This window comes from Alkalihalobacillus alcalophilus ATCC 27647 = CGMCC 1.3604 (genome assembly GCF_000292245.2).
Taxonomy (GTDB): Bacteria; Bacillota; Bacilli; order Bacillales; family Bacillaceae_D; genus Alkalihalobacillus; species Alkalihalobacillus alcalophilus.
This window is the reverse complement of sequence record NZ_ALPT02000110.1, coordinates 1-11,140: the sequence shown is the minus strand read 5'-3', so window position 1 is coordinate 11,140 and position 11,140 is coordinate 1. Positions and strand designations below refer to the sequence as shown.

Below are 11,140 nucleotides of genomic sequence, written 5' to 3'. Positions count from 1 at the left end.
AAAAGCGGAGTCCGTTCGGTCAGAAGCGAGAAAAAATTAGGGACGGCTTATGAAGACGCTCTTTGTCTTCAAAAGACGAACCGATTTTTCTCGAGCTTCTAACGGACGCAGCTAGATTGAAAAAAAGCGGAGTCCGTTTGGTCAGAAGCGAGAAAAAATAAGAACAGCTGATGAAGACGCTCTTTGTCTTCATTCAGATGGGCGATTTTTCTCGAGCTTCTAACAGGCGCAGCTAGATTGAAAAAAGCGAAGCCTGTTTGGTCAGAAGCTAGATTAATATAAAAAAAGACAAAACACGCATGATTCGGTCATACGTGTTTTGAAATCTGATTAAACAAGTGTGTGTTTATAAGCGGCATGATTCGTTGGTCCAACGTATTCATTGAGTCGGAAAGAGTGACGAATCGCAGCTGTAATGAAGTCTTTTGCTGTGTATATGGCTTCTTCAACACTGCGGCCTTTTGCTAATTCTGCAGCAATCGCAGCAGAGTATGTGCAACCGGCACCGTGTGTAAAGCTTGTGTCAATTAGTTCAGATTTTAATTCGTGGAATGTTGAACCATCATACCAAATATCGATGGCTTCGTTAAGACCTAATTTACTTCCGCCTTTAACGATAACGTGTTTAGCACCGAGCTGATGGATTTTTTCGGCCGCTTCTTTCATTTTTTCAACAGAGTCCACTGGTCCGACGCCACTTAATTGAGAAGCTTCGAATAAATTTGGTGTGACCACAAATGCTCTTGGGATTAATACATCACGTAAACATGCATCTGTTTCTGGGTTTAACGCTTCATCGGCACCTTTACAAACCATAACAGGGTCAACAACTAGTTGGTTAATTTTATATTCATCCACTTTTTTGGCAACGAGATTTATAATATCGATTGAGCCAAGCATTCCTGTTTTAACAGCGTCAACACCGATTCCGGCTAAAACTGTTTCAATTTGTTTTTCTAATGTTTCAACCGATTGAGGGATCACCTCATGAAACCAATTACGGGCTGGGTCTTGAGCGACGATAACAGTAAGGGCATTCATACCGTATACGCCAAGTTCCTGAAATGTTTTGATATCGGCTTGTAATCCAGCTCCACCGCTCGTATCTGAACCAGCAATAGTTAATGCTTTTGACATTGTCATGTTGATTTTCACTCCTTATCAAGCTTGCTTTAATCTATTATACTAAAATGAACCGTAGAGACAATAAATAAATCTTATAACAACGATTAGTTTATACAAAAGGGAACCATAATATCGGATGAGCACGGAAAATGGTTTAAAAAAGAAAATCGAGGCTAACCACTGTAAGGTTTACGTTTAATTAAACGTTTATTTAAATAGAAGAAAGAGCCTCGGTTAACGTTTTAGCAATTTCCTTCATACCGTAAAGGCCGACTTTTGCTTCGGCATCTGGGTTATAGTTCGTATTTGTATTGACATCATATGTATACCACGTTCCGTCTTGACTTTGAATACATTCAATTCCCGCCATTTGAATTCCGTTTGCCTTTAAAAATGATGTATATTTTTCAATTAGTTCCTGATTGCCCTCATCGACAATTTCAAATTTAGCAGTTGGTTTCTGTGTCGTTGGACAAAATTGGTCACCGATTTGGCAACTATCAGCAGGACATAATTCAAAACCGTCGGAAGTATCGACTTTGACTACATACATAAACTTCCCATTAACAAACTCATATCTTAATATAGATGAGCTTGGTGATTCGATGTATTGCTGAATTAAAGTGATTCCATCTATAGAAGGTTCAAATGCTGAACTTTTTACATAAGCTTCGAGCTCTGCTATGTTTTGAAATAATTGAACACCTAAACCTTTTCCAGCGCGGTTATGTTTAGTGATAAAACGAGATAAACCACTATCCTTCGCCGCTTGAATGATATGCTCAGCTCCAGTTGCAGCAAGTGTTTTTGGGGTTTGGATCCCAAAGGCTTCTAGTGATAAATATTGGGCTACTTTACTAAGCTCTAATTGTAAAGCACGGCTGGAGTTATAGACTTTGCGATCGTGGGCTTCTAACCAAGCAAGCACAGCGGCCGTATATTCAGGTGCATAACGATGTGAACGAGTATGGGATGAAGCGCTCATTCGATTATAAAAGATACCTGTTGGAGGTTCTTTAGTTAAATCAAATTGTCCCGCGTCTAGATGCCACAGTTCATAGGGTTGATTTAATTCTTCTAAGGCATCACATAAAGGTTTTGTCCATTCGTCATTTTCGTGGATAATGTATATTTTTTCATTCATTATAATTACCTCCTCTTGTTGGTAGTCCTTGTTAGTATAAAGGATACAAAAAGTTTAGGCTATTAAGAGGTTTTGACTAACAATAAAAGGGAATAAAAAAACACTTAAATTTGATTGCGAAATTTGAAAAGATGAGATAGGATAGTAACATTGTGTTTATTAATATGTGAGTATAATTATACAGAAAATAAAGTTAATAACATGTATTTTTAGGGAGGAAGAATGAATGGATAATCAACCTCAAGAATTAAGAGGTTCTGAACGAAAACTGGCATTTATAAAATTTATTATCCCTTCAATTATTGGGATCTTTTTATTTATTACACCTATTACATTAGGAGAAAACTTTACGATTCCAGTCGCTTATTTAGCTGGTTTGTTACAGGAACTATTAGAAGGTTCCTTGCCACTTCTTGTTTTTATTATTTTAGCATTGGGCTTTACTCTGTCTTTCATTTTGACATTAATGAAGGATAAATATACGTATCCTCAGATGATTCGGACGGTTTTTGTTGTATCGCCCTTATCTTTATTGATTCGATTTATTGGAGTAGTCCTTGTTGGGGTGACTTTGTGGGAAATGGGCCCATCTTTTATTTGGTCAGAAGAGACAGGGGGTACCTTGATTTTTGAGTTAATTCCTATTTTGTTTACGGTCTTTTTATTTGCGGGACTATTTCTACCATTATTAATGGATTATGGTTTGCTTGAATTTGTTGGAGGTTGGATGAACCGAGTAATGCGACCTTTATTCAAGTTACCTGGGCGCTCAGCCATTGATTGTATGGCTTCATGGGTTGGTGATGGGACTGTCGGAGTTCTGATTACAAATCAACAATATGAAAAAGGATTTTATACAAAACGTGAAGCGGCTGTTATTGGGACGACCTTTTCCGTTGTTTCGATTACTTTTAGTATTGTTATCTTACAATACTTAAATCTCGGTCATATGTTTTTTGAGTTTTATATGATTTTGCTCATTTCAGGTTTTGCAGCGGCGGTAATTATGCCACGAATTCCACCATTATCGAGAAAATCAGATACATTTATAAATGGAGAAAAACCATCGCTCGATTCAGGACATGAAAAAGTGGATTTTAAAGGCGCTCTAAATGTTGCTTTATCAAAAGCTTATCAAGGGCAAGGTTTTAAAGGATTTGTTTTATCTGGAATTAAAAATGTTTTGGATATGTGGCTAGTCGTTATTCCGGTTGTTGTTGTCATTGGAACAATCTCATTAGTTATTGCGGAATATACACCATTATTTTCTATTTTAGGGACACCGTTTGAGTATGTTCTTTCTTGGATGCAAGTTCCGGAAGCGCAGGCGGCAGGCCAGACGATGGTCGTTGGATTTGCGGATATGTTCTTACCGGCATTATTAGGAGTCGGAATCGAAAGTGAGATGACACGTTTTATTATTGCTTGTGTATCGGTTACCCAATTAATTTATATGTCTGAAATTGGTGGACTTTTATTAGGGTCAAAAATTCCCGTACGCTTTCTGGATTTAGTCGCTATTTTCTTATTAAGAACGCTTATTACATTACCGATCATTGTATTAATTGCCCATATGATATTCTAAGGGAAGGTTCGATATAAACTTGTTATTAATGGGGGAGTGAACGCCATGCTTGTCAATAATCGCTGGAAGTCTATCTTAGAAGAGGAAAGTCAAAAAAGGTACTTTCAAGATTTGTTATCTTTTATCGAGAAAGAATATGAGCAAAAAACGATTTATCCTGCTAAGGAAAATGTATTTCGGGCTTTTGATCTGACGGATTTTGATGATGTGAAGGTTGTGATTTTAGGACAAGATCCTTATCATGGCTCGGGACAAGCGCATGGACTAAGCTTTTCGGTGCAAAAAGGGGTTAAACTCCCACCGTCTTTAAGGAATATTTTCAAAGAGTTGCAGGCGGATATGGATATTCAACCACCTGAACATGGTTTGTTAGAATCATGGGCGAAACAAGGTGTCTTATTAATGAATACGGTCTTAACTGTGGAAGAAGGTCAACCAGCTTCACACAAAGGGAGAGGTTGGGAGATATTCACAGATCGGATTATGCAACAATTAAACGAACGCGCGAAGCCGGTTGTGTTTCTTTTGTGGGGGAAACAGGCAGAAGCGAAAAAAAGCCTTATAACCAATAATCGGCATCCTGTATTTATTTCTCCCCACCCAAGTCCATTTTCAGCGAATAGAGGCTTTTTTGGTAGTAAACCTTTCTCTAAAATTAATGAGTATTTAAAGGAGAATGGAAGCGAACCGATTGATTGGGAAATTCAATAAACGATTTTGGCTATAAATGAAATAGCAGAAAAAAGTAGAGGGACCTTTCAGTGAGACTTCATTTGTCTGACTTGTAGGTTCCTCTTTTTGGTTTGTACATAGAAATAGTGATGAGAAATAATTAAATTTTAGGAACAAGGCCGTTTACTGAATAAGAGCAAGGAAGTGAAATCGAAGTGTCCAACCACTGTCGATCGGCAAAAGGCCTTTATGCTTATCTTTTATCATAAAAAAAGTGGCTAGCGATATCTAATGATCTGTTTACAGCTATTATGAGGGCGGTTTCATTTGTAGGTAAGTAGAAAATTCCGTCTGTTAGTATATCTAACAACGATAAGGTGTTTTGTCCATTTGTGTTGGACTTTTTTATGGAAGGAAAGAAAGAGCATTCAACAAGAGTACTGTAAAAGCACTATAAATAAAGCGCTTTCAATGAAATCCTCGCTGAAAAAGGGTGTTAAGTTATCTAACATAACACTAGATTCAGAAAATTTAGAACGTATAATAAGGCTTAACAAACGATGTTAACTTTATTCACGCAATAATTATTTTAATTCTCACAAGGGGGTAATAAGCAAATGGAAATGGTTTTAGTCGATAATCTCTGGGTCGTCATTGCTGGTATCTTAGTATTATTAATGCAAGGTGGGTTTATTCTTTTAGAAGCAGGTTCAACAAGAATGAAAAATGCGGGACATATTGCGGGGAAAACAATCTTTACGGTTGGTATCGCCACGCTTGTTTACTGGGCAGCTGGTTGGGCCATCGCGTATGGTGATAGTGTAGGTGGATTTTTTGGTTCATCTCAATTCTTCTACGGAGATGCATCTGCTCCAGATGGAGGACTTTCTCCTTCTGTTGATTTTTATTTCCAAGTGATGTTCGCAGCGATTGCTTTAACGATTGCTTTTGGAGGATTTGCTGAGCGTGCGAAATTATCCGTTTATATTCTTTTCGCGGTCTTATTCTCTTTATTCGTTTACCCGATTGTCTCTCACTGGGTTTGGAATGATGCAGGTTGGATTGCAACGATGGGTAAACAAGATTTTGCTGGTTCAACGGTTGTTCACTTAACAGGTGCAATGGCAGCCTTAGCGGCAACAATCATCTTAAAACCTCGTTTAGGAAAATACAATAAAGATGGTTCTATGAATGAAATTGCGGGACATAACCAAGTTTACACAGCTCTTGGGGTTTTAATCCTTTGGGTAGGTTGGTTCGGATTTAACGCAGGTAGTACGGTCGCTCTTGAAGATGGATTCTTCGGATTTGTCGCTCTTAACACGCAACTCGCTGCAGCAGCTGGTGCGGTTGCTGCTCTGTTTATGATTTGGGCTTTAAACGGTAAGTCAGATATTCCAACGATGTTAAATGGGGCATTAGCTGGTCTTGTTGCTATCACCGCCTCTTGTGCATTTGTTGCACCTTGGGCAGCTGTCATTATCGGGATTATTGGTGGACTTATCGTTGTCTTTAGTATGAAGGCTCTTGATCGTGCTAGAATTGATGACCCAATCTTTGCTATCTCTGTTCACGGTATTGCTGGAATTTGGGGAACGATTTCTACTGGGTTCTTTGCTACACCAGAACTTGCCGCATTAAACGGTGGTTCAGCTGGTTTATTCTACGGTGGTGGTTTTGGTCAATTAGGGGTTCAAGTTTTATCTGTTGTCGTTTGTGGATTATTCGCATTCGTAGCATCTTATCTTTTATTAACAATCATCAAAGCCGTTGTTGGAGGAAGCCTTCGAGTGTCTGAGGAAGAGGAAATCCTTGGTCTGGATATGAGTGAACATGGCAGCTATGGTTATCCAGAAAATATGCCAGGTAAAGAAGGTACGAAAGGAGCATAATGATGTCCGGCAAAAACGGACGATTCGCTGACTTAAATGAGGGATTTTATCTTGATAAGCTAGAAGCTATTTATCAAAAACGTATCGACATGTTGAATTCGGTTGAGCCAACAGTTGAGACTGTTTTAGAAGTACATGAACAAATCATGGATGAAACCGTTAAGTTAGTTCTAGAGAAAGTGGAAAGTGAGTGGGGATCTCCTCCTACTCACTTTGCTTTCTTTCTTTTAGGGAGTGGTGGAAGAGGAGAGCAGCTTTATTGGAGTGATCAAGATCATGGTCTTGTTTATGCTGGTGACAGAAACGATGAGCATGAACAGTACTTTTTAGGATTAGGTCAAGAAATAGTGACAGCGTTAGAGAAAGTCGGCTATCAGAAGTGTGATGGAAAAGTGATGGCTTCTTACAAGCGGTGGTGTAAATCCTCAGAGGAATGGCAAGCACAACTGTTGCATTGGATGCAGAATGATAAGTGGGAAAATATCCGTCATACACTTACCTTTTTTGATGCGACTACATTTATTGGTGATGAACTACTTTTACAGGATTTAAAAGATGTCATTTTTCAAGAAATGGATCATAACCCTACTTTAGTGCAACGTTTTATTGATAATACTGGTCGAGTAAAAAAGGGGATCGGATTTTTCGGCCAATTCCTTGTCGAGACAAAGGGAAAAAATCAAGGGAAATTAGATTTAAAACAAATTGCGTTGTTTCCTTTTGTGAATGGGTTAAGGTTGTTAGCTTTAAATGAAGAAATCCAAGCAGCTCCAACTCTCGAGCGATTTCAAAAGCTTTCCCCCTTTTATAAAGAAGTAAAAGAGTTTGAAGGGGACTTTTATCATCTATTAAATCATCAACTAAAGTGGCAAAAAGGCGTCAAGAGCTATGGGTCCATCCATTATTTAGATTTAGGTCACTTATCTAATAAGGAAAAGAAAGATTTAAAAAAATGGATTCGTCGAGGACATCAACTTTATGGGAAAATTAGGACTCTTTTGGAGGAGGGCTAGGCAATCATGATGAACCATATGATTCAGATGATGAAGCAACTTTCATCAAAGCTGAGTCCAAGTGTATATACATCTTCTCAACAACGCTCGGCAGCAGAGCGAATGTCACATTTACGCCAAATCCAAAGGGAGCTCAAACAAGAAGATGTTCTTGATAAACCATTTAAAGATTTACCCTTTATTATTTTTGATTTAGAAACAAGTGGGTTTAATCCAGATCGTGGCGATAGTATTTTATCAATCGGTGCGATTAGAATGAAAGGGACAAATATTTTAGAAGAGGAAACCTTTTATTCAACGGTTCAAACAAAAAAAGCCGTATCTACTGAAGTATTAAAATTAACAGGGCTGACGAATGAAGAATTACAGCAATCACCACCATTAATTGATGTACTAACTCAATTTTATACGTTTACTGGGGGAACAACTTTAGTTGCCCATCATGCAAGTCATGAGAAAAAATTTATGTCGCATGCTACTTGGCAAACCCTTAGGACGACTTTTGCCCATCGCCTTGTAGACACCTCTTTCTTGACAAAGGTTGTAGCACCATACGAAAATCTCATAACCCTTGATGAATGTTGTGAGTATCATTGTATCCCAGTTGCCAATCGACACCATGCCTTAGAAGATGCGATCATGACAGCCAAATTATGGAGAGAAAATCTTTTTTTAGCAGAGCGATTAGGTTTTTATTCCTTACGTGATGTGTACCTGTATTTAGCTAAGGGAAATCACACTAAATAAAAAGAACTTTTCCTTGTGAACGAGATAGGAGGAGGGGTAGCATGACACAGGACGTTCCACGTGATCAAGCATGTTTCCCAATCCGTGTTGTGATGGAAATAACGAATTTATCGGCTCGGCAAATTCGCTATTACGAAGAACAGGGCTTGGTTAAGCCAAAAAGAAATGATGGAAACCAACGGATGTTTTCATTAAATGATGTAGACGATTTTCATCAAATCAAAAAATATATTGAGCAAGGTGTTAATATTGCCGGAATTAAAGCGATTTTAGCGACTAAAAATGATGAAGGAAAAGACCAAAAAGGAGAATCTTAAATAGATATTCTTTTTGGTCTTTTTTTGTCGTGAAATTTATCATTTCCCGACAGAAGACTCCCTCTTCAATCGTGTGAAGGGAGAAGCCCAACGATAAGGGGGAGATGAATGTCCGTTGGTGGTAGCCAAAGAGATTCTTGTTAGGTTATAATAAGAACATACATTCCTATCGGAGGTGAAAACAATGCTCATCCACAAAGCGTACAAATTTCGTCTCTATCCAAGCAAAGAACAAGAAACCCTGATTGCCAAAACCATCGGCTGTTCTCGTTTTGTATTTAATCGCTTTTTAGGGCAATGGAACGATACTTATCAAAAAACAGGCAAAGGGTTAACGTATTCTTCTTGTTCGGCCCAATTAACCCAACTAAAAAAGGAATTCGTATGGCTAAAAGAAGTGGACAGCATTGCCCTTCAATCCTCCCTGAAAAAACTTGCTGATTCCTATACTCGATTCTTCAAGAATCAAAATAAAGCGCCACGCTTCAAGTCTAAAAAGAATCAGGTACAATCCTATACAACGAAAGAGACAAACCATAACATTGCTATTGCAGATAACAAAATCAAGTTGCCTAAACTTGGGCTAGTGAAGTTCGCTAAAAGTCGTGAGGTTGAAGGGCGTATTCTGAATGCTACAGTCAGACGAAATCCAAGCGGAAAGTTCTTTGTATCCATTCTAGTCGAAACAGACGTACAGCCCTTGAAGAAAACGGAATCATCTATCGGTATAGATTTAGGCATCACGGACTTTGCAGTTCTTTCTGATGGTCGCAAGATTGACAATAATAAATTCACATCAAAAATGGAAAAGAAACTAAAACGTGAACAGCGAAAACTTTCAAGACGTGCGTTACAGGCCAAAAATAAGGGTATTCATCTATTTGATGCCCAAAACTATCAGAAGCAAAAGCGCAAAGTGGCTAGATTGCACGAAAGAGTCAGGAATCAACGAGACGATTTCCTTCACAAACTAAGTACAGACATCATCAAAAACCACGATGTGATCTGTATCGAAGATTTGAACACCAAAGGAATGTTGCGTAATCATAAATTAGCCAAATCCATCTCGGATGTATCCTGGTCTGCCTTTGTATCGAAATTAGAATACAAAGCGAAATGGTATGGGAAAACCATTGTGAAAATAAGCAGGTGGTTTCCATCTAGTCAAATCTGTTCTGAATGTGGACATCAAGAGGGCAAGAAATCTCTTGAAATAAGGGACTGGACGTGTTCTATTTGCCATAAACATCACGATCGAGATATCAATGCCAGCCAAAATATTCTAGCCGAAGGGGTAAGAACCTTCTACTTGGCTTAAACAACATACAGAACCGTAGGAATCGACGGGGATAGCTTGGTCCATAAGAGAAACCTCTGTTGGCAAAGAAAACCGCTGGCAAGTACGCTCTGTTCCCAAGAATCTCCCACTTCAATCAGACCGTAAGGTCGATAAGTGGGAGTAGTTCAATCCGATATAAACGTAAAATTTCGTTAAGAGCTAACCTATGGTAAGATGTTTGGGTAAGGAGGAAGGTAAAATGAATATCTCGACTAAATCAGTCATTGATCATATGAAAGAACAAATGCGACGTTTAGAACAAGCGCATATGAACGAAAATGCCGAACAAATGAAGGAGGCAGTTTCTTCGATTGAAGCCTATTGTCAACTTTTTAAAGGAACAGATGCCAAGCCGATAGAAGTGAGTCCAACTTTGAAGCAACAAGTAGAAACACCATTGCCAACTTATCACCAAGTCGTTCAGCAGTATCCAACAGTAACCCCTTCTTATAATGAAGGGAATGAAACCAAACCTAAAGGGGATAATTTATTAGATTTTTAAGACCTCTTTTCTCTAGCTGCATACTCGCGGAAAGTGAGCGGGATGTAGCTGGACAAATAAATTAACATATTGTTTGGTAAATTTTCTTATTTGAATGAGGGTTGCCATTCCACAAGTACACCATAATGACATGACTCCTCATCATCTAAATAATTGGGGAGGATTTGTAATGGCTGTAACCCTTGTTTGAGCATAAACGTTAGTACCAAATCCCTGATATCTCCATTTTTAACTTTGTTTACATATGTTTGGACGTCTATCTCTTTAGCGTATTCATGATAATTAGGAATACGGCAGCCAGCTAAAAAACGTTTTAACCCTAGTTGTAGAACCGTTTCTTTTCGGGCTTGATAAAGAGCACGAGCTACTCCTATCCCTCGATAGCTGGGCCGAACACAAACATCAATGCCGTATAGACTATCACCATTTGTATGATGGCTCGCTTGGATATAGCCACTATCTGCGACTTCTTCCCAAGTGTGTGGTTTCCCATCATACTGTTTAAGTAATGATGTAGCAGAACCGACGACAACACCATCAATTTCTGCTAATAAAGCCCCTTCTGGAAAAGTAGTAACATGTGCTTGAATTTGATCTTTGTTCCACCAAAGATCCTCAGGAAAAGGTGGTGGAAAAGCTTCCTTCTGAACTTCTAATAAAGCAGGAAAGTCTTCGAGAGTATAGCGACGAATAATGACCCCAGACATACGTATAACCTCCTCATTTTTTGGATTAACTTTATTATATATGAAACTAAAGTGGATTTTCTTTCCTGAACCTTTTATCATTTCCCGACAGAAGACC

General features: G+C 38.5%; 11 protein-coding genes. 8 read left to right on the top strand and 3 right to left on the bottom strand.

Annotated features, from left to right (window positions below; translation table 11 throughout):
• Positions 1-330: 330 nt before the first annotated feature.
• Together pdxK and BALCAV_RS19270 are read right to left on the bottom strand one after the other, a co-directional pair.
• Positions 331-1,143, bottom strand: coding sequence for a pyridoxine/pyridoxal/pyridoxamine kinase (gene pdxK / locus BALCAV_RS19275; RefSeq protein ID WP_003321504.1), 813 nt, complete (start codon positions 1,141-1,143; stop codon positions 331-333).
• Between the two features lie 193 nt (positions 1,144-1,336).
• A complete protein-coding gene (locus tag BALCAV_RS19270; RefSeq protein WP_003321507.1) occupies positions 1,337-2,269 on the bottom strand; it encodes an ATP-grasp domain-containing protein in 933 nt (310 codons plus the stop codon).
• A gap of 226 nt (positions 2,270-2,495) precedes the next feature.
• On the opposite strand from BALCAV_RS19270, the gene BALCAV_RS19265 reads away from it, so the two are divergent.
• The 8 genes from BALCAV_RS19265 (at position 2,496) to BALCAV_RS19230 (ending at position 10,336) form a co-directional block, all read left to right on the top strand.
• Positions 2,496-3,854 carry a YjiH family protein gene (locus BALCAV_RS19265; protein WP_003321508.1) on the top strand — a complete coding sequence of 453 codons (1,359 nt, stop codon included), beginning with the start codon at positions 2,496-2,498 and terminating at the stop codon, positions 3,852-3,854.
• 45 nt (positions 3,855-3,899) lie between these two features.
• Positions 3,900-4,565, top strand: a complete 666-nt coding sequence (locus tag BALCAV_RS19260; protein WP_003321509.1) for a uracil-DNA glycosylase — start codon at positions 3,900-3,902, stop codon at positions 4,563-4,565.
• Between the two features lie 578 nt (positions 4,566-5,143).
• The gene (locus tag BALCAV_RS19255; RefSeq protein WP_003321510.1) at positions 5,144-6,418 is read left to right on the top strand and encodes an ammonium transporter; all 1,275 of its coding nucleotides are present in this window, start codon (positions 5,144-5,146) and stop codon (positions 6,416-6,418) included.
• A 2-nt stretch (positions 6,419-6,420) separates the two neighbouring features.
• A complete protein-coding gene (locus BALCAV_RS19250; protein ID WP_003321511.1) occupies positions 6,421-7,431 on the top strand; it encodes a DUF294 nucleotidyltransferase-like domain-containing protein in 1,011 nt (336 codons plus the stop codon).
• Between the two features lie 6 nt (positions 7,432-7,437).
• Entirely contained in the window at positions 7,438-8,178 is a 741-nt protein-coding gene (locus tag BALCAV_RS19245; RefSeq protein ID WP_003321512.1) for an exonuclease domain-containing protein, read from the top strand.
• Between the two features lie 41 nt (positions 8,179-8,219).
• Positions 8,220-8,495 carry a MerR family transcriptional regulator gene (locus BALCAV_RS19240; protein WP_003321513.1) on the top strand — a complete coding sequence of 92 codons (276 nt, stop codon included), beginning with the start codon at positions 8,220-8,222 and terminating at the stop codon, positions 8,493-8,495.
• Positions 8,496-8,679: 184 nt separating this feature from the next.
• Positions 8,680-9,813, top strand: coding sequence for an IS200/IS605 family element RNA-guided endonuclease TnpB (tnpB, locus tag BALCAV_RS19235; protein ID WP_040324254.1), 1,134 nt, complete (start codon positions 8,680-8,682; stop codon positions 9,811-9,813).
• Between the two features lie 220 nt (positions 9,814-10,033).
• The gene (locus tag BALCAV_RS19230; RefSeq protein ID WP_003324692.1) at positions 10,034-10,336 is read left to right on the top strand and encodes a YwdI family protein; all 303 of its coding nucleotides are present in this window, start codon (positions 10,034-10,036) and stop codon (positions 10,334-10,336) included.
• Between the two features lie 86 nt (positions 10,337-10,422).
• Here the strand turns inward: BALCAV_RS19230 and BALCAV_RS19225 are convergent, their stop codons facing one another.
• Positions 10,423-11,043 (bottom strand): GNAT family N-acetyltransferase, encoded by a 621-nt coding sequence (locus BALCAV_RS19225; protein ID WP_003324693.1) that lies wholly within the window; start codon positions 11,041-11,043, stop codon positions 10,423-10,425.
• Between the last annotated feature and the right edge of the window lie 97 nt (positions 11,044-11,140).

What these genes read in the sequence shown, in the direction of transcription:
- pdxK (WP_003321504.1), bottom strand. Translation starts at nt 1,143, where the DNA reads ATGACAATGTCAAAAGCATTAACTATTGCTGGTTCAGATACGAGCGGT.
- BALCAV_RS19270 (WP_003321507.1), bottom strand. Translation starts at nt 2,269, where the DNA reads ATGAATGAAAAAATATACATTATCCACGAAAATGACGAATGGACAAAA.
- BALCAV_RS19265 (WP_003321508.1), top strand. Translation starts at nt 2,496, where the DNA reads ATGGATAATCAACCTCAAGAATTAAGAGGTTCTGAACGAAAACTGGCA.
- BALCAV_RS19260 (WP_003321509.1), top strand. Translation starts at nt 3,900, where the DNA reads ATGCTTGTCAATAATCGCTGGAAGTCTATCTTAGAAGAGGAAAGTCAA.
- BALCAV_RS19255 (WP_003321510.1), top strand. Translation starts at nt 5,144, where the DNA reads ATGGAAATGGTTTTAGTCGATAATCTCTGGGTCGTCATTGCTGGTATC.
- BALCAV_RS19250 (WP_003321511.1), top strand. Translation starts at nt 6,421, where the DNA reads ATGTCCGGCAAAAACGGACGATTCGCTGACTTAAATGAGGGATTTTAT.
- BALCAV_RS19245 (WP_003321512.1), top strand. Translation starts at nt 7,438, where the DNA reads ATGATGAACCATATGATTCAGATGATGAAGCAACTTTCATCAAAGCTG.
- BALCAV_RS19240 (WP_003321513.1), top strand. Translation starts at nt 8,220, where the DNA reads ATGACACAGGACGTTCCACGTGATCAAGCATGTTTCCCAATCCGTGTT.
- tnpB (WP_040324254.1), top strand. Translation starts at nt 8,680, where the DNA reads ATGCTCATCCACAAAGCGTACAAATTTCGTCTCTATCCAAGCAAAGAA.
- BALCAV_RS19230 (WP_003324692.1), top strand. Translation starts at nt 10,034, where the DNA reads ATGAATATCTCGACTAAATCAGTCATTGATCATATGAAAGAACAAATG.
- BALCAV_RS19225 (WP_003324693.1), bottom strand. Translation starts at nt 11,043, where the DNA reads ATGTCTGGGGTCATTATTCGTCGCTATACTCTCGAAGACTTTCCTGCT.